The following is a 21,851-nucleotide window of genomic DNA, read 5'->3' on the forward strand; positions in this document are numbered from 1 at the left end:
GGTCGGCCCCCGCGACGCGCGATACGCCGGGTAGGTCAATCGGAAAAGACGAAGCACCAGCCGGGATAGCCTTGGTTCTGCTGGGTATGTCACTTTTCGGCACTATTCGTCACCATCGGTGAGCCGTCCCCAGCCGGCGACGCCGATCCCGACCAGAGCCGGAGGCCCCGTCGGTGTCGAGTACCGGTAACGGCGGCGGGGGAGCGCGGCGGACGGGCTCCGCCGGGGGCGGTGCAGCCGCCCGCGCGCGGCTGCGCCGCGGCGTGCGCCAGGCGCCGCCGCCGACGGAGCCCGTCCGCCGCCGGGGCGAGGGCGCCCCCCAGCCGGCCCCCTCCCTCGTGGTGCCCGACACGACGCCTCGGACGGGCCTGCGCAGCCTGCCGGGCCGGCCGTTCCCCGTCGGCTCCGGCGGCACCCAGGCGGCCCCGGCCGAGCACACCGGGGGCAGCCTGTTCGACGTGGTCAGGGTCGCCATCGCGATCCTGGACACCTCCGGCCGGGTGGTCCTGTGGAGCCCGGCCGCCGAGGAGCTGCTGGGCTGGCCCAACGAGCTGCTGGTCGGCCGCCGGATCGACGAGCTGATCCCGGACGAGGACCAGGTCGCCCGGGTCCAGACGGCGATCCAGGCCACCCTGCGAAACGGCCGCTGGGCGGGCCTCGCCGAGCTGCGCGACCGCAACGGCGCCGACGTGCGGGTCGAGGCCCGGATCTCCCTGCTGGTGGACGGCGACGGCACCCCGTTCCTCCAGGTCAACCTGGCCGAGGCGGACGCCGTCCAGGCCGTCGAGCGGGACCTCGCCGTCCGCGACGCGCTGTTCGAGCAGTCCCCGCTGGGCATCGCCATCCTCGACACCGACCTGCGGTACACCGCCGTCAACCACACCCTCGCCGAGATGAACGGCGTCGCCACCGAGGACCACGTCGGCCGCACCACCGGTGAGACCCTGCCCGAGCGCGCCGCCGACGAGATCACCGCCATCCAGCGCCAGGTGCTGGCCACCGGCGAGCCGGTCATCGACGTCACCCTCGCCTCGCCGGTCACCGCCCGCTCCGGCTACCGCTCGATCTCCTACAGCCGGATGACCGACCGGGCCGGCCGGGTGCTCGGCATCTCCGGCACCGTGATGGACGTGACCGAGCGCTACCGGGCGGTCGCCAAGGTCGAGCACGCCCGCCGCCGGCTCTCGCTGCTCAACGAGTTCGGCTCCCGGGTCGGCGACCTGCTGGACGCCTCCCGGATCGCCCAGGAGCTGGCCAGCGCCGTCGTCCCCCGGCTGACCGACCACTCCGCGGTGATCCTGCTGCAGGCCGTCGCCCACGGTGACGACCTGCCCCGGCACGGCCACGACCGCCGGACCTCCCTGCTCCAGCTGGGCACCGCCTCCGTCCAGGACGGCCCCGAGGTGGAGGTGATGCTGCGCCGCGGCGCCCGGATCACCTTCGCCGAGGACTCGGCCTGCGGCCGGGTGCTGCGCACCGGCGTCCCCGAGCTGCTCTCCGGCGCCGACCAACTGGGCGACGTCACCTACCCGGGCGACCCGAAGATGCAGGCCGCGCACGACATCGGCGTGCACTCGATGCTGGTGGTGCCGCTGCGCGCCCGCGGCATCGTGATCGGGCTGCTGCTGGTCAGCCGGGCCGGCTACCGGGAGGGCTTCGACCGCGACGACCTGGCCTTCACCGTGGAGCTCGCCGACCGGGCCGGCAGCTCCCTCGACAACGCCCGGCTCTACGCCCGGGAGCGCACCGCCGCGCTCACCCTGCAGCGCACCCTGCTCCCGCAGCAGGTCCCGCAGCCGACCGGGGTCGAGGTCGCCTACCGGTACGTGCCCGGCAGCAGCGGTACCGAGGTCGGCGGCGACTGGTTCGACGTCATCCCGCTGCCCGGGGACCGCACCGCCCTGGTGGTCGGCGACGTGATGGGCCACGGCCTGCGGGCCGCCGCCACGATGGGCCGGCTGCGCACCGCCGTCCGTGTGCTGGCCGCCCTGGACCTCCCGCCGGACGTCCTGCTGCGGCACGTCCACGAGCTCGCCGACGACCTCGCCCAGGGCCCGGACGAGGCGCTGCTGGCCACCTGCATCTACGCCGTGTTCGACCCGGCCACCGCCCGGCTCACGGTCGCCAAGGCGGGCCACATCCCGCCGGTGCTGATCGTCCCGGGGGAGGGGGAGGAGCCGACCCGCAACGGCGGACCGCTGCCCGGCGGCGGCGGCCGGATCCTCGACCTGCCCTCCGGCGCCCCGCTAGGCGTCGGCGGCGTCCCCTTCGAGTCCGTCGAGCTGAAGATCCCCGAGGGCAGCCTGCTGGCCCTGTGCACGGACGGCCTGGTGGAGTCCAGGGACAAGGACCTGGACGTCGGACTCGGCCGGCTGCGCCTGGTGCTCGAACAGCCGCACGCCTCCATCCAGGCCGCCTGCGAGGCGGTGCTGGACACCATGGAGCAGGGCCGCGAGCCCGACGACGTGGCCCTCCTGCTGGCCCGGCTCGGCCATGGCCAGGCCGGCACCCCGACGGCCGGCTGGACCTTGCCGGCCGAGCCCACCGCAGTCTCCCGGGCCCGCCGGCTGGTCCGCGGCACACTCGCCGAGTGGGGCGTCGAGGAGCTCACCGACGTCGCGGAACTGCTGGTCAGCGAGCTGGTCACGAACTCCGTCCGGTACGCCAGCGCACCCATCGGCGTCCGGTTGACGCTGGGCGAGACGCTGCTGGTGGAGATCTCCGACCCGCTGCCCGACCCGCCCCGCGAGCGCCACGCGGCCGAGGCCGACGAGGGCGGGCGGGGCCTGGAGCTCGTCCGCAGGCTCGCACTGCGCTGGGGGGCCCGCGCCGAGGGCATGGGCAAGGTCGTCTGGTTCGAGCAGGCCCTGCCGGGTAATGAGCCCGACGAGTCGGGAGCGGAGTAGGACGCGAGTAGAACGGGGCTGCATATGCCAGCGGGAGGCCGGGGGGAGCGCGCGCTCCGGCGGGGGGCGCGAGCGTGGCATTGTGGTTGCGCGGGCGGTAGGACAAAAACCTTCGCCCGATCTGATGTTGTGATGTTGAGGGCGTGTGAACGTACCCCTCGATGATGAATACTCGGTCTTCTCGGCATCCGGACGGTCACGGGTTTGGAGGGGTCGGTCCGTTGAACAGCACCCCGGCGCGTAACGCGCCGAGCAGCAGCGGTCATGCCGCCGTGCCCGGGCAGGCCGGCTCCGCGCACCTGCCCGCGCCCGCGGCCCCGTCGGCCGCGGCCCCCGGCCAGGTCCGAGCCGCCCGCCCGGAGGCCGGCGCCCACCGGTGGGGAGCCGGGGACCCAGGGTCGATCTACGACTACATCCGGGTCGCCACCTTCGCGATCGGCCCCGACGGGCGGATCAGCCAGTGGAGCGAGCGGGCCGCCGAGTTCTTCGGCCTGCCCGCCGCCGAGGCCGTCGGCGCCGACCCGATCACCACCTTCGTCCCGCGCGAGCTCTGGCAGCGCGGCCGCGCCCGGCTGGAACGCACGCTGGCCGGCGAGGAGTGGGTCGGCACCACCCCGTACCGGGACGCCTCCGGCGGTGAGGGCCTCGCCGAGCTCTACCTGATGCCCGACAGCGCGCTGCCCACCGCCGGGGCCACCTGCCTCGCCGTCGACCTCGGCCGGCTGCGCCGGATCGAGACCGACCTCGCCGCCTCCGAAGCCGTCTTCGGGCAGACCCCGACCGGCTTCATCCTCTTCGACGACCGGCTGCGGCTGCAGCGGGTCAACGACGCCTTCGCCTCCGGGATGGGCCTCGTCCCCACCGACCTCGAAGGCCTCACCCCGCACGACCTCTTCCCGCAGTCCGAGGCCGACCGGCTCACCGCGGCCCTGCGCAAGGTCCTCGCCACCGGGGAGCCGGTCTTCGACCTGCGCTTCCACTCCGCCGTCCCCACCCGCGAGGGCAACCGGCTCTGGGCCGTCTCGCTCTACCGCCTCAACGGCTCGGCCGGGCAGCCGATGGGCGTCGCCGGCCAGGTCTCCGACGTCACCAGCCGGCACGTCGCCGAGCGCGAGGCCGACGGCGTCCGCCGCAACCTCGCCCTGCTGAACGAGGCGAGCGCCCACATCGGCTCCACCCTCGACCTGGAGACCACCGCCAAGGAGCTGCTGGACGTCGTCGTCCCGCCGTTCTGCGACCTCGCCACCGTCGACCTCTACACCGCCCTGCTCTCCGGCGAGTCCGTCCCCAGCGCCGGGCGGCTCGGCGACACCGTGCTCACCGACGGCAGCGGCGAACTGCGCCGGGTCGCCGTCTCCAGCGTGGTCGGCGGCGCCTCCTCCGTCCTCGGCTCGGTCACCGGCCTGCCGATCGCCGAGGCCGGCGGCACCCTCTGCTACCCCCGCCGCTCCCCGCACGCCCGGGCGCTGCGCACCGGCCGCAGCGTCGTCCCCGAGCCCGGGCCCGACCCGCTGCTGCGCTCCACCCTGATCGTCCCGCTGGTCGCCCGCGACCAGGTGCTCGGTCTCGTCCAGCTCTCCCGCGCGATCGGCAGCGAGCCCTTCGACGCCCGCGACGTCGCGATCGCCGAGGAGCTCGTCGCCCGCGCCGCCGTCTGCATCGACAACGCCCGGCTCTACCGCCGCGAGCACGAGCGGGCCCTGATCCTCCAGCGCAGCCTGCTGCCCCCGGGCAACCCGGCCGCCAGCGGCCTGGAGATCGCCTGCCGCTACCTGCCCAGCAACAACAACACCGAGGTCGGCGGCGACTGGTTCGACGTCATCCCGCTGCCCGGCAACCGCACCGCCCTGGTGATCGGCGACGTGATGGGCCGCGGCCTGCGCGCCGCCGTCGCGATGGGCCAGCTGCGCACCGCCGTCCGCACCCTCGCGATGCTCGACCTCGAACCCGCCGAGGTGCTCACCGCGCTGGACGAGATCGCCCGCGGGCTCGGCGACGACTCCGCGCCGACCAGCCCGCCCACCCCGTACGGACGGCTCACCTCGACCGCCGACGAGGAGGCCCGCGAGGTCTACCTGGCCACCTGCGTCTACGCGGTGTTCGACGCCGTCACCCGGCGCTGCAGCTTCGCCAACGCCGGCCACCTGCCACCGGTCCTGCTCAGCCCCGGCGAGAGCGCCCGGATCCTGGACGTGCCGCCCGGCCTGCCGCTCGGCGTCGGCGGCGAGCCCTTCGAGGAGGTCGAGCTGACCCTCCCGGACGGCGCCGTGCTCGGCCTCTACACCGACGGCCTGGTCGAGAGCCGCAAGCACCAGCTGGACGAGGGCCTGCGGGCCTTCCGCACGGCGCTGTCGGCCGAGGGCAAGGGCCTGGAGGACCTCTGCGACCACGTCCTCGGCGAGCTCAACCCGCACCACGGCGAGGACGACATCGCGCTGCTGATGGCCAGGGTGCACGCCTTCGCCGAGGACGCCGTCGGCAACTGGTTCCTGCCGCCCGAGCCCACCTCGGTGGCCAAGGCCCGCGAGCTGGCCTGCAGCTGGCTGCTGGCCCGCGGCCTGGACGAGCTGGTCGACACCACCGAGCTGCTGGTCAGCGAGCTGGTCACCAACGCGCTGCGGCACGGCCGGGGCGAGATCCGGCTGCGGCTGCTGCGCGACCGCAACCTGGTCTGCGAGGTCTGGGACGACGGCTACGCCCAGCCGCGCCAGCGCCGCGCCCAGGAGACCGACGAGGGCGGGCGAGGGCTCCAGCTGGTCAGCCTGCTGGCCGAGCGCTGGGGCAGCCGCCGGACGCCCAAGGGCAAGATCGTCTGGTTCGAGCTGTCCGTCTGACCGTCCGGCCGGGCGTTTCGGCTGTCCGGGTGCAGTAGCCCGGCGGTCGCCGTGTCGCCGGGCCGGGCCCCGCCCGGGCGGCGTTCGATGGCCGCCATGCGCGTCCGCCAGCCCGTCGCCGCAGCCGCCGCGCTGCTGCTCGCCACCGCCGCCCTGGCCGCCTGCTCCGGCCGCCCGGCCCCCGGCCCCGCGCCCGTCCCGGCGCCGGCCCCGCCCGCCGCCACCACCGGGGACGTGCGCCCGTCCGACCGCGGCGCCGTCCTGGACGGCGGCACCCTGCGCTGGGCGGTGGACGAGGTGCCGGCCACGCTGAACGTCTACCAGCCGGCCGCGACCGCCGACTCCGCGCTGCTCGCCCGCGCCCTCTACCCCTCGCTGTTCCGCCCGGACGAGCACGGCCGGCTGCTCGCCGACCCGGACTACCTGGTGGCGGCCGAGTCCACCCCGCCGGGCCGGCTGCCGCAGGTGGTCACCTACCGGCTCAACCCGAACGCCGTCTGGAGCGACGGCACCCCGCTGTCGGCGGCCGACTTCGCCGCCCAGCGGGCCGCGCTCTCCGGCCTCGACCCCGCCTACGCCAGCACCCGCCCGGCCGGGTACGACGCCATCGACGCGATCGGGACGGGCGCGGACGCCCACGAGGTCACGGTCACCTTCCGGCAGCCGTACGCCGGGTGGCGGGCCCTGTTCGGGCCGCTCTACCCCGCCGCCGGGACATCCTCCTCCGCCGTCTTCAACCGGCCGTCGACGGACGGCGCACTGGTGACGGCCGGCCCGTTCGCGCTCTCCGGGCACGACGCGGCCGGCGGGCGGGTCACCCTGGCGCGCAACCCGCTCTGGTGGGGGGACAGGCCGAAGGCCGACCGGATCGACTTCCTGGCCGTCCCGCCCGACCAGCGGCTGGACGCGCTCGACCAGGACCGCCTCGACATCGCCCCGCTCACCGCGGCGGTCGACCGGGCCGCGGCCGCCCCCGGCAGCTCGGCCGACCTCGCCCAGGCCTCCGCCCAGGCGCTCAGCCGGGCCGAGGCGCTGCCCGGCATCACCGTGCACCGGGCGTCCGCCGCCTCGCTCACCCAGCTCACCCTGAACGCCGCCCGGGCCCCGCTCACCGACCCGGCGCTCCGGCGGGCGCTCGCCCGGGCCGTGGACCGCCGCCGCACCGCCGAGGCCGCGCTCGGCCCGCTCGGCCTGGTCGCCGCGCCGCTCGGCAGCCACCTGCTGGCCGGCGACCAGGACGGCTACCGGGACAACGGCGACGCCCTCGGCAGCGCGGACGCCGACCGGCTGCTGGACGCGGCGGGCTGGCGGCGGCCGAAGAGCGGCGGCACCAGGACCAGGGACGGCAAGGAGCTCGCGCTCACCCTGCTGGTCCCCGCGGGCTCCGCACTGGCCCGGCGGACCGCCGAGGCGCTGACCGCCGACCTGGCCGGCCACGGCGTCGCCCTGCGGCCGGTCGCGGTGCCCGCCGAGGCCTTCCTGCGCGACCACCTGGCCGCCGGCGACTTCGACCTCGCCTTGTTCTCCTGGCCGACCGGCCCGGACCCGGCCACCGGGCAGCGCCCGGTCTACGCCAAGCCCCGGCCCGGCCCGGACGGCGCCCTGGCGGCCGGCGCCAACTACGGCCGCTCCGGCACCGAGGAGATCGACCGGCTCTTCGACCGCGCGGCCGCCGAGCTGGACCCCGCCACCCGGCTGGCCCTGCTCCAGGAGGCCGATGTCCGGATCTGGCAGCTCGGCCACTCGGTACCGCTCTTCCAGCGCCCCGACCTGGTCGCGGTCCGGGAGGGCGTGGCAGGCGCCGGAGCCTGGGGCTTCGGCCCTCCGCGCTTCCAGGACATGGGGTTCGCCGGGGGGTAGCACCGGGCCGTCGGGGGTGGTCCACCTGTGATCTTGATCCCGCCCGACCTGCCCGTTTCGGCCGACCTGGACGGTTCCCCGTACGATAGGAGGAAGCCGTGGCATGTCCTGCCCGGCGGGTGGACCGGTAGTAGCAGGCGGTACGGGCGGCGGCGATCGACAGGGATCGCCGGTCGGCGTCACGCAGCCGGGCGCCGTAACCCACGATTCCGGGAGAATCCGCTCCGCATGCCCACGCGCAATGACATCCGCAACGTTGCCATCGTCGCCCACGTCGACCACGGCAAGACCACGCTGGTCGACGCCATGCTGAAGCAGGCCGGCGCCTTCGCCGCCCACCAGCACCTCGACGACCGCATGATGGACTCCAACGACCTGGAGCGCGAGAAGGGCATCACCATTCTCGCGAAGAACACCGCCGTCAAGTACCACCCCAAGGAGGGTGGCGCGCCGATCACGATCAACATCATCGACACCCCCGGCCACGCCGACTTCGGTGGCGAGGTCGAGCGCGGTCTGTCGATGGTCGACGCGGTCGTGCTGCTGGTCGACGCGTCCGAGGGTCCGCTGCCGCAGACCCGCTTCGTGCTCCGCAAGGCGCTGACGGCCAAGCTGCCGGTCATCCTCTGCATCAACAAGACCGACCGCCCGGACTCCCGGATCGACGAGGTCATCAACGAGACCTACGACCTGTTCCTGGACCTCGACGCCACCGAGGAGCAGATCGAGTTCCCGATCGTCTACGCCTGTGCGCGTGACGGCGTCGCCTCGATGACCAAGCCGGAGAACGGCACCGTTCCCGCGGACAGCGAGAACCTGGAGCCGTTCTTCTCCACCATCCTGCAGCACGTCCCGGCCCCGACCTACGACGAGGACGCGCCGCTCCAGGCCCACGTCACCAACCTGGACGCCGACAACTTCCTCGGCCGTATCGCGCTCTGCCGCGTCGAGCAGGGCGAGCTGCGCAAGGGCCAGCAGGTCGCGTGGATGAAGCGCGACGGCTCGGTCCAGCAGGTCAAGATCACCGAGCTGCTGATGACTGAGGCGCTCACCCGCAAGCCGGCCGAGGTGGCCGGCCCCGGCGACATCTGCGCCGTCGCGGGCATCCCGGAGATCATGATCGGCGAGACCCTGGCCGACCTGGAGAACCCGGTCGCGCTGCCGCTCATCACGGTGGACGAGCCGGCCATCTCGATGGTCATCGGCACCAACACCTCGCCGCTGGTCGGCAAGGGCGGCAAGGGCCACAAGGTCACCGCCCGCATGGTGAAGGACCGCCTGGACCGCGAGCTGATCGGTAACGTCTCGCTCCGCGTGCTGCCGACCGAGCGTCCGGACGCCTGGGAGGTCCAGGGCCGTGGCGAGCTGGCGCTGGCCATCCTGGTCGAGACCATGCGCCGGGAGCTGTTCGAGCTGACCGTCGGCAAGCCGCAGGTCGTCACCAAGCTCGTCAACGGCAAGACCCACGAGCCGGTCGAGCGGATGACCATCGACAGCCCCGAGGAGTACCTCGGCGCGATCACCCAGCTCATGGCGACCCGCAAGGGCCGTATGGAGACCATGACGAACCACGGCTCCGGCTGGGTCCGCATGGAGTTCATCGTCCCGTCGCGCGGCCTGATCGGCTTCCGGACCCAGTTCCTGACCGACACCCGCGGCACCGGCATCGCGCACAGCATCTTCGAGGGCCACGAGCCGTGGTTCGGCGAGCTGCGGATGCGCAACAACGGTTCGCTGGTCGCGGACCGCGCGGGCGTCGTGACGCCGTTCGCGATGATGGGCATCCAGGAGCGCGGCACGCTCTTCGTCGAGCCCACCACCGAGGTGTACGAGGGCATGATCGTCGGCGAGAACTCGCGCCAGGACGACATGGACATCAACATCACCAAGGAGAAGAAGCTCACCAACATGCGTGCCGCCTCCTCCGACACCACCGAGAACCTTGTGCCGCCGCGCAAGCTCTCGCTGGAGCAGTCGCTGGAGTTCTGCCGCGAGGACGAGTGCATCGAGGTCACTCCGGAGACCGTGCGCATCCGCAAGGTCGTCCTGGACCAGAAGGAGCGCGGCCGTTCGGCTTCGCGCGCCAAGAAGGCCTGACGTCCGGTTTTAAAGGGCCTTTGGCCGAATCGATCGCCCCCCTCTCCAATGGAGAGGGGGGCGATCGTTTTCAACTACTCCAAGTTGTCGACGCGCGTATAAACCGAATAGCGCTTACCACGGTCAGGTGTCCGCTGAGCGAACGTGACAGTCCGTCATTCATGACGACTGTCCGTTTAATGCCTGTCTGGGTATGCCTTATATGTCCGATTTTCGGAACTTACCGACCGTTCATGTGACCTAATTGAGATCGGCATTGGTCACTTTCGTGTCCGTCCGTGACACATAGTGGGTGCAGTCAGGCTCGGGTCAAGGGTTAACGCGCAGGGGTGCGCGCCGAAACCACGAGCGCGGACGGCACAACGGAAGCGGCGTCAGTCGCCCGTGGTGCTCTCCTCGTTGGAAAGTCGATTTCAGGAGGCATCCCCCATGCGCGGTGCAACCCAGACCAAGTGGATCGTCGCGGCGACCGCGATCGCTCTCGCGGCGACCGCTTGCAGCACCAGCTCGAAGAGCAGTGACAGCAAGGCCTCGTCGGGTGGCGGCACCATCGCCGTCGAGCTGGGCGAGCCGCAGCACGGTCTGGTGCCGCAGAACACCGCCGAGTCCGAGGGCACCGAGGTCGAGAACGCGATCTTCGCCGGCCTGGTCGACTACGACCGCAAGACCAACGCCCCGACGCTGCGCGTGGCCGAGTCGATCGAGACCACCGACAGCAAGGTCTGGACGATCAAGCTGAAGGACGGCTACACCTTCCACAACGGTGAGAAGGTCACCGCCCAGTCCTTCGTGGACGCCTGGAACTGGGGCGCCAACCAGGACAACGCCGCCGAGGGCCTGCCCTTCTACGCGAAGATCGAGGGCTCCGAGGAGCTGGCTCCGGGCAAGGACAAGAAGCCCTCCGCCAAGGAGCTCAAGGGCCTGAAGGTCGTCGACGACAAGACCTTCACCGTCACCCTGTCGGCGCCGTTCTCGCAGTTCAAGACGATGCTCGGGTACAACCCGTTCTACCCGCTGCCGAAGGCGTTCTTCAACGACCCGAAGGCGTTCGGCGACAAGCCGATCGGCAACGGCCCGTTCGAGATGGACGGCGCCTGGGAGCACAACAAGCAGATCAAGGTCAAGCGCTACGAGAACTTCCCGGCCTCTGACGGCAAGGCGAAGCTCCAGGGCGTCACCTTCAAGATCTACGACAACCTGGACACCGCGTACAACGACCTGCGCGCCGACAACATCCAGGCCACCGACAAGCTGCCGATCTCGGCGCTGTCGACCGTGAAGAGCGAGTTCGGCGACCGCTACATCTACAAGCCGGAGTCCGGCGTCGGCTACATCGGCTTCCCGATCGCGACGAACCCGGCCACCTACGGCAAGCCGGAGATCCGCAAGGCGATCTCGATGGCGATCGACCGCGAGGCGATCACCAAGACGATCTTCTCGGGCACCCGCGTCCCGGCCGACGACTTCGTCAACCCGCTCATCCCGGGTTACCGCAAGGGCGCCATGGGCGACGCGGCGAAGTACGACCCGGTCAAGGCCAAGGAGATCTTCACCGCGGCCAACGGTGTCCCGAACAACACCATCGAGCTCGGCTACAACGCCGACGGCGGCCACAAGGAGTGGATCGAGGCCGTCGGCAACCAGCTGAAGAAGAACCTCGGCGTCGAGGTCACCTTCAAGCCGTTCGAGAAGTTCGGCAAGATCCTGGACGCGCTGGGCGAGAAGCAGTACTCGGGCGCCTTCCGCATGGCGTGGTCGATGGACTACCCGTCGATCGAGGACTACCTGCGTCCGATCTTCTCGAAGATCGCGATCGAGAACGGCTCGAACTACGGCGGCTACGTCAACCCGCAGTTCGAGACCCTGCTCGACCAGGCCGACCAGGCGAAGACGGACGACGAGGCCATCAAGCTGTACCAGCAGGCCGACGACATCCTGGTCCAGGACCTGCCGTACATCCCGGTGTACACCTACATGTCCTCCGCCGCGTACAGCAAGAAGATCAAGAACTTCGACACCGACGCCCAGGGCCGCATGAACCTGGCCGAGGTCGAGCTCGCCGGCTGACCGGTAGTCAGACGATCGGGGGCGGGCGGACCGGACTACAGTCCGAGTCCTCCCGCCTCCCTTCCTTGTCCGAAAGTATGGAGGTCTGATGGGCCGCTATGTCATCCGCCGACTGATACAGGCGATCCCTGTTCTGATCGGTGCGACGTTCCTGATCTACGCCGTGGTGTTCGCACTCCCCGGTGACCCGGTACAGGCGCTCGCCGGCGAGAAGCGCGCCGACCCGATCGTGGCGGAGATGATCCGCCAGAAGTACCACCTGAACGACCCGTTCCTGCTCCAGTACTGGAACTACATCACGGGCGTCTTCCAGGGGGACCTCGGGGAGAGCCTGACCGGTCGCCAGGTGAGCGACATGATCAGTGAGGCGTTCCCGTACACCGTCAACCTCGCCTTCGTCGCCTTCATCATCGAGGCGGTCATGGGTGTGCTGGCGGGTGTCATGGCAGCCCTGCGCAAGGGCAAGTTCATCGACCAGCTGGTCCTCATCAGCACGCTGTTCGTGATCTCGATCCCGGTCTTCGTCACCGGCTTCATCCTCCAGCTGATCCTGGGTGTGAAGCTGAAGAACGACTACGGCATCGACTTCTTCCCGGTCTCCTTCAACGAGGAGGACGGACTGCGGGCCTACCTGCTGCCGGCCCTCGTGCTGGCGTCCACCTCGCTGGCCTACGTCGCCCGACTGACCCGCACCAGCCTGATGGAGACCATGCGCGCGGACTACGTCCGCACCGCGGTCGCCAAGGGCCTGAAGCGTCGTCGGGTGATCGGCCGCCACGCCCTGCGCAACGCGCTGATCCCGATCGTCACCTTCCTCGGTGCCGACCTCGGCGGTCTCATGGGTGGCGCGGTCATCACCGAGAAGATCTTCAACATGCACGGCATCGGCGGTCTGCTCGCCCAGTCCGTGTACCAGAAGCAGGGCACGGTGATCGTGGGTGTGGTCACCCTGCTGGTGCTGATCTACCTGATCACCACCCTGCTCGTGGACCTGCTGTACGCCGTGCTCGACCCGAGGATCCGCTATGAGTGACACCATCACCGTGGGCAGCGAGGCCCCGGAGGACAAGACCCCCAAGGCCGCGCCGGAGAAGAAGCAGAAGCCGGAGCGGGTGGCCAGTCTCTGGACCGACGCGCTGCGCGACCTGCGTCGCAACCCGATCTTCATCATCGGAGCCGTGCTGGTCTCCGCACTGCTGGTGGTCGCCGTCGTGCCCCAGCTGTTCACCGACGGCAGCCCCCTCGCGGGCGGTGCCTGCGACCTCGCCAACTCCCTGAAGCGCCCGAGCGCCGAGCACTGGTTCGGCTTCGACGTCCAGGGCTGCGACGTCTACACCCGCACGGTGTGGGGCGCCCGCAACTCGATCATCGTCGGCGTGCTCACCACCACCGTGGTGACCCTGATCGGCACCCTGCTCGGCCTGCTGGCCGGCTGGGTCGGCGGCATCACCGACAGCATCCTGTCGCGCTTCACCGAGATCTTCTTCTCGATCCCGCTGCTGCTCGGCGGCATGCTGATCATGTCGATGCTCGGCAAGGGCAACGCCTACACCGTCTCCGTCGTGATGGCGGTCCTCGGCTGGCCGCAGATCTTCCGCATCATGCGCGCCTCGGTGATCTCCAACAAGCACAACGACTACGTGATGGCGGCCCGTGCGCTCGGCGCCGGCGCCTACCGGATCACCTTCCGGCACATCCTGCCGAACGCCATCGCGCCGGTCATCGTCGTCTCCGCGATCAGCCTGGGTGTCTACATCGGCGCCGAGGCCGCCCTGTCCTACCTGGGCATCGGTGTGCAGTCCCCGGAGATCTCCTGGGGTCTGATGATCAGCGACGCCCAGCCCCGCTTCCTGAACGCCCCGCACGTCCTGCTCTTCCCGTCCGCGGTGCTGAGCATCACGGTGCTGGCGTTCATCATGCTCGGCGACGCGGTCCGCGACGCCCTCGACCCGAAGCTCCGCTGAGAGAAGAGGTGACGACCCGATGACCACCGTGATCGAGAAGAACCAGAAGAGCGGACGCCTTGAGGTTGGCACCCCGCTGCTGGAGGTCCGCGACCTCCACGTGGAGTTCCACACCCGGGACGGCGTCGCCAAGGCCGTGAACGGAGTCAACTACTCCGTGGCCGCCGGTGAGACCCTGGCGGTGCTCGGCGAGTCCGGCTCCGGCAAGTCGGTGACCGCCCAGACCATCATGGGCATCCTCGACATGCCGCCCGGCAAGATCAGCCAGGGCCAGATCCTCTTCCGCGGCGAGGACATGCTCGCCATGAAGGAGGAGGAGCGCCGGCTGATCCGCGGCCAGAAGATCGCGATGATCTTCCAGGACGCGCTGTCCTCGCTGAACCCCGTGATGACCGTCGGCGACCAGCTCGGCGAGATGTTCCGGGTGCACCGCGGCGCCTCCAAGAAGGAGGCCCGGGAGAAGGCCATCGAGCTGATGGAGCGGGTGCGCATCCCCGCCGCCCGCCAGCGCGTGGGCGACTACCCGCACCAGTTCTCCGGCGGTATGCGCCAGCGCATCATGATCGCGATGGCGCTCTCCATGGAGCCGGACCTGATCATCGCCGACGAGCCCACCACCGCCCTGGACGTCACCGTCCAGGCCCAGGTGATGGACCTGCTGGCCGAGCTGCAGGCCGAGTACAACATGGGCCTGATCCTGATCACCCACGACCTCGGCGTGGTCGCCGACGTCGCGGACAAGATCGCCGTGATGTACGCGGGCCGGATCGTCGAGACGGCCCCGGTGCACGAGCTGTACGCCAACCCGGCGCACCCGTACACCAAGGGTCTGCTCCGCTCCATCCCGCGCCTGGACCAGAAGGGCCAGGAGCTCTACGCGATCAAGGGTCTGCCCCCGAACCTGCTGAAGGTGCCGGCGGGCTGCGCGTTCAACCCTCGCTGTGACTTCGCCACCGACCAGTGCCGCACGGAGACCCCGAAGCTGCACCAGGTGTCGGACAAGGACGGCAAGGAGCTCACCGGCCGCCGCAGCGCGTGCCACCTTTGGAAGGAGACCCTCCATGGCTGAGCCCATCCTGGAGGTCAAGGACCTGGTCAAGCACTACCCGCTGACCCAGGGCATCCTCTTCAAGAAGCAGGTCGGCGCCGTCAAGGCGGTCGACGGCGTCTCCTTCGAGCTGGCCAAGGGTGAGACCCTCGGCATCGTCGGCGAGTCCGGCTGTGGCAAGTCCACGCTGGCCAAGGTGCTGATGAACCTGGAGCGGGCCACCTCCGGCCAGGTGCTGTTCAAGGGCGAGGACATCTCGAAGCTGTCCGGTGCCGGCCTCAAGGCCGTCCGCCGGAACATCCAGATGGTGTTCCAGGACCCGTACACCTCGCTGAACCCGCGCATGACGGTCGGCGACATCATCGGCGAGCCCTTCGAGATCCACCCCGAGGTGGCTCCCAAGGGCGACCGCCGCAAGGCCGTCCAGGACCTCCTGGACGTCGTCGGCCTGAACCCGGAGTACATCAACCGGTACCCGCACCAGTTCTCCGGCGGACAGCGCCAGCGCATCGGCATCGCCCGCGGCCTCGCGCTCAAGCCCGAGATCATCATCTGCGACGAGCCGGTCTCCGCCCTGGACGTCTCCGTCCAGGCGCAGGTGATCAACCTGCTCGACCAGCTGCAGACCGAGTTCGAGCTGTCGTACATGTTCATCGCGCACGACCTCTCCATCGTCCGGCACATCTCCGACCGCGTCGGCGTGATGTACCTCGGCAAGATGGTCGAGATCGGCACCGATGAGGAGATCTACGAGAACGCCACGCACCCGTACACCCAGGCGCTGCTCTCCGCGGTGCCGGTGCCGGACCCGACGGCGCGCGAGTCCCGCGACCGGATCATCCTGACCGGCGACATCCCCTCGCCGGCCAACCCGCCGTCCGGCTGCCGGTTCCGCACCCGCTGCTGGAAGGCGGAGGAGCGCTGCTCCACCGAGGTCCCGCTGCTGGCGGTGCCGTCCGTGCTGAGCGGCCCGGCCGCGCACGAGTCGGCCTGCCACTTCGCCGAGGTCCGCGAGACGGCCGCCGCCGTCTGATCCCGAGGCGTTTCCCGGAAGGGCCCGCGACCATCGTGTCGCGGGCCCTTCCGGCGTTCCGTCAACTCTCCACCGGGCCCTGTGCACCCATCCGGGGGTACCCGACTCGCGCCGCCGGGCGGCCGCGCTTCTCATGGGGTGTGATGCGACACACACCTTGAGGAGGGACCTCCATGCCCGCAGCTCCCCGCGCTCGTTGGGTTCTTGCCGGTGCGACATCCGTGGCCCTGGTGGCCGGCGGGTGCAGCAGCAGCGGAGGCGGAAGCAGTTCGTCGGACGCCGGCAAGACCTTCAGCTACCAGAGCAGCGAGCCGCAGAACCCGCTGCAGCCCGCGAACGCGAACGAGACGGGTGGCGGTCGCATCCTGCAGAACCTGTTCAAGGGGCTGGTGGACTACAACCCCAGCAACGCCGAGCTGCGGATGCAGGTCGCACAGTCGATCGACACCAGTGACTCGCAGACGTTCAACGTCACGCTGAAGAGCGGCTGGACGTTCCACGACGGCACGCCGGTCAAGTCGAACAACTTCGTGGACGCCTGGAACTGGGCCGCGACCACCAGCAACAACCAGATCAACAGCTCCTGGTTCTCCGACATCGAGGGCTACCAGGACGTCCACCCGGCCTCCGGCCAGCCGACGACGAACAAGATGTCCGGGCTGACCGTCGTGGACGACACGCACTTCACCGTGAAGCTGAGCAACAAGGTCTCGTACTTCGAGTACAAGCTCGGCTACATCGCCTTCTCGCCGCTGCCGGACGCCTTCTTCAACGACCCGGCCGGGTTCGGCCAGAAGCCGGTGGGCAACGGGCCCTACCAGTTCGTCAGCTGGGACCACAACCAGCAGGTGGTCACCAAGACCTACCCGAACTACCAGGGCGTCGACAAGCCGAAGAACGGCGGCGTCGTCTTCAAGATGTACAGCACCGCCGAGGCGGCCTACGCCGACCTGCAGTCCAACAACCTGGACGTGATGGACCAGGTGCCGCCGTCCGCGCTGGCGACGTACAAGAGCGACCTCGGCGACCGGGCGATCGACTCCCCGCAGGGTGCCATCCAGAACATCGGCTTCACGCTGTACCAGCCGGAGTGGGCCCCGCCGGAGAAGGCCAAGGTCCGCCAGGGCCTGTCGATGGCCATCGACCGGAACACCATCACCAAGACGGTGCTGCAGGGCTCGCGCGCCCCGGCCAGCGCCTGGGTCGCCGAGGGCGTCCAGGGTTACAAGGCCGGCCAGTGCGGCGACAACTGCAACTTCGACCCGGCCAGGGCCAAGCAGCTGATCACCGAGGGCGGCGGCGTCCCCGGCAACAAGCTGACGATCACCTACAACGCGGACGGCGGCCACAAGGAGTGGGTCGACGCCGTCTGCAACTCGATCCGGCAGAACACCGGGGTGGACTGCGTCGGCGATCCGAAGCCGGACTTCAAGACCGCCCGCGCGGCGATCACCGGACACACCATCAACGGCGCCTTCCGCACCGGCTGGGTGCAGGACTACCCGCTGAACGCCAACTTCCTCGCCGACGTCTACCGCACCGGCGCCGCGTCCAACGACTTCGGGTACAGCAGCCCGCAGTTCGACCAGCTCTCCACCCAGGCCGACCGGGCCGCCAGCATCGACGACACGGTGTCCGGCTACCAGCAGGCCGAGGCGGTGCTGGCACAGGACATGCCCGCCATCCCGCTCTGGTACTACCGCACCAACTCGGGCTACTCGGCGAACGTCCAGAACGTCGCGTTCGACTCCTTCGGCAACCCGGCCTGGACCCAGGTCGAGGTCAAGGGCTGATCCCACCCCGTGCCGGCCCCGTCCTCCCCGCACGGAGGGCGGGGCCCGGGCACTCGGTCCAACGGCCCTCCGCACCCGGTCACGGGCCGACCAGTCACCTAGGAAGGAGGCTCGGATGGGAAGTTACGTGCTGCGGCGGGTGCTGCAGATGATCCCGGTGTTCTTCGGCTCCACATTCCTGATCTTCCTGATGGTCTACACGCTGCCGGGGGACCCGGTCGCGGCGCTGTTCGGGGACAAGGCCGCGGACCCCGCGGTGGTGGCCAACCTGAAGCACAAGTACTACCTCGACCAGCCGCTCTGGAAGCAGTACCTGCACTACATGGGGAACCTCTTCCAGGGCGACTTCGGGACGAGCTTCACCGGCCGCTCGGTCACCGACATCATGGCGGACGCCTTCCCGGTGACCATCCGGCTGGCGCTGATGGCCTTCGCCTTCGAGCTGATCGTCGGGCTGACGCTCGGCCTGGTCTCCGGTCTCAAGCGCGGCAGCGTCCAGGACACCCTGGTGCTGATCCTCACCCTGGTGGTGATCTCGATCCCGGTGTTCGTGCTCGCCTACATCGCCCAGACGATCTTCGCGACGAATCTGGGCTGGGTCACCCCGACCGTGCAGGACTCCACGGACCTCTCCCAGCTGATCCTGCCCGCGATCGTGCTGGGTTCGCTCTCCCTCGCGTACGTCGCCCGGCTCACCCGGACGTCGATCGGGGAGAACCTGCGGGCCGACTACATGCGTACCGCGGTCGCCAAGGGCCTGCCCCGGCGCACCGTCATCACCCGCCACCTGCTGCGCAACTCGCTGATCCCGGTGGTCACCTTCCTCGGCACCGACCTCGGAGCGCTGATGGGCGGTGCGATCGTCACCGAGGGGATCTTCAACGTCCAGGGCATCGGCAACGTGCTGTACCGGGCGATCAACCAGAAGGAGGGCCCCACCGTGGTCGGCATCGTGACCGTCCTGGTGATCGTCTACCTGGTCGCCTCCCTGATCGTCGACCTGCTCTACGCGGTCCTGGACCCGAGGATCCGCTATGCCTGACCTGCATGACGACAGCGAGTTCAAGCCACACCCGGCGCCCGGAGTCGACCACCTCGACTACGCCGGCGAGCAGGGCATGGCGGTCGAGCAGGAGACGCTGGTCGAGGGCGACCCGGCCAAGCGCGAAGAGGCCCGCAGCCTCTGGGGCGACGCCTGGCGGGATCTGCGACGGCGGCCGATCTTCCTGATCTCGGCGCTGCTGATCCTGCTGCTGGTCGTGATGTCGATCTTCCCGTGGGCGTTCACGGACGCCAACCCGCGCCAGGCCGACCTGATCAACGACTACCTCAAGCGCCCGGACTGGACGGACTTCTTCGGCGCCGGCTGGTTCGGCTACGACGGCCAGGGCCGGTCCATCTACGCCCGGGTGGTCTACGGGGCCAGGGCCTCGATCACCGTCGGCATCTTCGTGACCCTGGGGGTCACCCTGCTCGGCGGACTGACCGGCATGGTCGCCGGCTACTTCGGCGGCGCGGTGGACGCCGTGATCTCCCGGATCGTCGACATCTTCTTCGGCATCCCGCTGCTGCTCGGCGCGCTGGTCCTGCTGGGGGCCTTCTCGGCCCGCACGGTGTGGAGCGTGGTCGTCGCCCTCGCGGTCCTCGGCTGGACGCAGATCGCGCGCGTCATGCGCGGCGCCGTCCTGACCGTCAAACAGTCCGACTACGTGGTGGCCGGCCGGGCACTCGGCGCGGGCACCGGGCGGCTGATGTTCCGGCACATCCTGCCGAACGCGCTCGCCCCGGTGATCGTCGTGGCCACCATCGCGCTGGGCGGCTACATCGCGACCGAGGCCACCCTGAGCTTCCTCGGCATCGGGCTGCAGGACCCGACCATCTCCTGGGGCATCGACATCGCCTCCGCCCAGAAGGTGATCCGGACGGCCCCGTACGTGCTCTTCTTCCCGGCCGCGGCGCTCTCCGTCACCGTGCTGGCCTTCATCATGCTGGGCGACGCGGTGCGCGACGCCCTCGACCCGAAGCTTCGCTGAGCGAGGGGAGTCATCGTGACCACAGCTGTCGACACCGGCAAGCCGAAGCGGGAGGCGCCCTACGAGGGGCCGCTGCTGGACGTCCGGGACCTGCACGTGGAGTTCGTCACCCGGGACGGCGTGGCGAAGGCGGTCAACGGGGTCAACTACAGCGTCCGCGCGGGGGAGACCCTGGCGGTGCTGGGGGAGTCCGGTTCGGGCAAGTCGGTGACCGCGCAGGCGATCATGGGCATCCTGGACATGCCCCCGGCCCGAATCCCCCAGGGGGAGATCCGCTTCCGCGGCGAGGACATGCTGAAGATGGGCAAGGAGGAGCGGCGCAAGATCCGCGGGCAGAAGATCGCGATGATCTTCCAGGACGCGCTTTCCTCGCTCAACCCGGTGCTCTCGGTGGGCTTCCAGCTCGGCGAGATGTTCCGGGCCCACCACGGGACCTCGCGCAAGGACGCCAAGGCGAAGGCCGTCGAGCTGATGGATCGGGTGCGCATCCCGGCGGCGAAGGACCGGGTCAACGACTACCCGCACCAGTTCTCCGGCGGTATGCGCCAGCGCATCATGATCGCGATGGCGCTGGCGCTGGAGCCGGACCTGATCATCGCGGACGAGCCGACCACGGCCCTGGACGTCACCGTCCAGGCCCAGGTGATGGACCTGCTGGCCGAGTTGCAGGCCGAGTTCCACATGGGGCTGATCCTGATCACCCACGACCTCGGCGTGGTCGCCGACGTCGCGGACAAGATCGCGGTGATGTACGCGGGGCGGATCGTCGAGACGGCCCCGGTGCACGAGCTGTACGCGCGCCCGGCCCACCCGTACACCCGGGGCCTGCTGGACTCGATCCCGCGGCTGGACCAGAAGGGCCAGGAGCTGTACGCGATCAAGGGGTTGCCGCCCAACCTGCTGCGGATCCCGCCGGGTTGCGCGTTCAACCCGCGCTGCCCGCGGGCCCAGGAGATCTGCCGGGCCGAGGTGCCCCGACTCTTCCAGGTCACCGAGGACGACGGCACCGAGTCGGCCGGGCGGGGCAGCGCCTGCTTCTTCTGGAAGGAGACCCTCCATGGCTAACGGGGCCAGCCCGCTCGGACCCGCGGTGCCGGAGGAGATCGCGTTCGCACAGGAGGTGCCGCGCGGTGAGCCGATCCTCGAAGTCCGGGACCTGGTCAAGCACTTCCCGCTGACCAGGGGCATCGTCTTCAAGAAGCAGGTCGGCGCGGTGAAGGCGGTCGACGGGGTCAGCTTCGACCTGGTCCAGGGCGAGACCCTGGGCATCGTGGGCGAGTCGGGCTGCGGCAAGTCGACGCTGGCCAAGGTGCTGATGAACCTGGAGCCGGCCACCGGCGGCTCGGTGCGCTACAAGGGCGAGGAGATCTCCCGGCTCTCCGGCGCTGGGCTCAAGGCGGTGCGGCGGAACATCCAGATGGTGTTCCAGGACCCGTACACCTCGCTGAACCCGCGCATGACGGTCGGCGACATCATCGGCGAGCCCTTCGAGATCCACCCCGAGGTGGCGCCGAAGGGCGACCGCCGCAAGGCCGTCCAGGACCTGCTGGACGTCGTCGGCCTGAACCCGGAGTACATCAACCGGTATCCGCACCAGTTCTCCGGGGGCCAGCGCCAGCGCATCGGCATCGCCCGGGGGCTGGCGCTCAAGCCGGAGGTGATCATCTGCGACGAGCCGGTCTCCGCGCTGGACGTCTCCGTCCAGGCGCAGGTGATCAACCTGCTGGAGCAGCTCCAGGGCGAGTTCAACCTCTCCTACATGTTCATCGCCCATGACCTCTCGATCGTCCGGCACATCTCCGACCGGGTCGGGGTGATGTACCTCGGGAAGCTGGTCGAGATCGGCTCCGACCTGGAGATCTACGACCACGCGACCCACCCGTACACCCAGGCGCTGCTGTCCGCGGTGCCGGTGCCGGACCCGACGGCGCGCGAGTCCCGCGACCGGATCGTGCTCACCGGGGACGTCCCCTCGCCGGCCAACCCGCCGTCCGGCTGCCGGTTCCGCACCCGCTGCTGGAAGGCGCAGGAGCGCTGTGCCACCGAAGTCCCGCTGCTGGCCGCGCCGGCCTGGCTGAGCGGCCTGGCCGCGCACGAGTCGGCCTGCCACTTCGCCGCGGAGCGCGGGCCCGGGGCGGGAGCGGTGGAGCCGCCCTCGCCGTCGCCCCCGCCGGAAACCAGTTGACACACCCGTAGCGATCCGCAACAAGAGCGCG

The 21,851-nt window shown here is 70.3% G+C and carries 14 protein-coding genes; all 14 read left to right on the forward strand.

Annotation, left to right across the window (positions count from 1 at the left end; genetic code table 11):
• The first annotated feature begins 173 nt into the window (after positions 1–173).
• Positions 174–2,906: a SpoIIE family protein phosphatase gene (locus tag ACGFZP_RS05625; RefSeq protein ID WP_392928922.1), complete on the forward strand. Its 2,733-nt coding sequence runs from the start codon at positions 174–176 to the stop codon at positions 2,904–2,906.
• Between the two features lie 221 nt (positions 2,907–3,127).
• Positions 3,128–5,740, forward strand: a complete 2,613-nt coding sequence (locus ACGFZP_RS05630; protein WP_392928924.1) for a SpoIIE family protein phosphatase — start codon at positions 3,128–3,130, stop codon at positions 5,738–5,740.
• A gap of 96 nt (positions 5,741–5,836) precedes the next feature.
• Positions 5,837–7,600 (forward strand): ABC transporter family substrate-binding protein, encoded by a 1,764-nt coding sequence (locus tag ACGFZP_RS05635; protein WP_392928926.1) that lies wholly within the window; start codon positions 5,837–5,839, stop codon positions 7,598–7,600.
• Positions 7,601–7,828: 228 nt separating this feature from the next.
• The gene (gene typA / locus ACGFZP_RS05640; RefSeq protein WP_392928928.1) at positions 7,829–9,697 is read left to right on the forward strand and encodes a translational GTPase TypA; all 1,869 of its coding nucleotides are present in this window, start codon (positions 7,829–7,831) and stop codon (positions 9,695–9,697) included.
• A gap of 429 nt (positions 9,698–10,126) precedes the next feature.
• Positions 10,127–11,764: an ABC transporter substrate-binding protein gene (locus ACGFZP_RS05645; RefSeq protein WP_392928930.1), complete on the forward strand. Its 1,638-nt coding sequence runs from the start codon at positions 10,127–10,129 to the stop codon at positions 11,762–11,764.
• An 88-nt stretch (positions 11,765–11,852) separates the two neighbouring features.
• Complete coding sequence (locus ACGFZP_RS05650) at positions 11,853–12,797, forward strand: ABC transporter permease (protein WP_387944486.1); 945 nt, start codon at positions 11,853–11,855, stop codon at positions 12,795–12,797.
• Positions 12,790–13,728 (forward strand): ABC transporter permease, encoded by a 939-nt coding sequence (locus tag ACGFZP_RS05655; RefSeq protein ID WP_392928932.1) that lies wholly within the window; start codon positions 12,790–12,792, stop codon positions 13,726–13,728. The genes ACGFZP_RS05650 and ACGFZP_RS05655 overlap by 8 nt, the downstream gene beginning before the upstream one ends.
• Before the next feature lie 19 nt (positions 13,729–13,747).
• A complete protein-coding gene (locus tag ACGFZP_RS05660) occupies positions 13,748–14,797 on the forward strand; it encodes an ABC transporter ATP-binding protein (protein WP_392928934.1) in 1,050 nt (349 codons plus the stop codon).
• The gene (locus tag ACGFZP_RS05665) at positions 14,790–15,809 is read left to right on the forward strand and encodes an ABC transporter ATP-binding protein (protein WP_392928936.1); all 1,020 of its coding nucleotides are present in this window, start codon (positions 14,790–14,792) and stop codon (positions 15,807–15,809) included. Before ACGFZP_RS05660 ends, ACGFZP_RS05665 begins: the two co-directional genes overlap by 8 nt.
• 173 nt (positions 15,810–15,982) lie before the next feature.
• Positions 15,983–17,602, forward strand: coding sequence for an ABC transporter substrate-binding protein (locus ACGFZP_RS05670; RefSeq protein ID WP_392928937.1), 1,620 nt, complete (start codon positions 15,983–15,985; stop codon positions 17,600–17,602).
• 115 nt (positions 17,603–17,717) lie between these two features.
• Positions 17,718–18,644: an ABC transporter permease gene (locus tag ACGFZP_RS05675; protein ID WP_387944476.1), complete on the forward strand. Its 927-nt coding sequence runs from the start codon at positions 17,718–17,720 to the stop codon at positions 18,642–18,644.
• A 76-nt stretch (positions 18,645–18,720) separates the two neighbouring features.
• Complete coding sequence (locus ACGFZP_RS05680; RefSeq protein ID WP_392929654.1) at positions 18,721–19,635, forward strand: ABC transporter permease; 915 nt, start codon at positions 18,721–18,723, stop codon at positions 19,633–19,635.
• A gap of 15 nt (positions 19,636–19,650) precedes the next feature.
• Entirely contained in the window at positions 19,651–20,700 is a 1,050-nt protein-coding gene (locus ACGFZP_RS05685; RefSeq protein WP_392928940.1) for an ABC transporter ATP-binding protein, read from the forward strand.
• Positions 20,693–21,820: an ABC transporter ATP-binding protein gene (locus tag ACGFZP_RS05690; protein WP_392928942.1), complete on the forward strand. Its 1,128-nt coding sequence runs from the start codon at positions 20,693–20,695 to the stop codon at positions 21,818–21,820. The genes ACGFZP_RS05685 and ACGFZP_RS05690 overlap by 8 nt, the downstream gene beginning before the upstream one ends.
• The last annotated feature ends 31 nt before the right edge of the window (positions 21,821–21,851 follow it).

The organism is Kitasatospora sp. NPDC048239 (assembly GCF_043202015.1).
Classification (GTDB): Bacteria; Actinomycetota; Actinomycetes; order Streptomycetales; family Streptomycetaceae; genus Kitasatospora.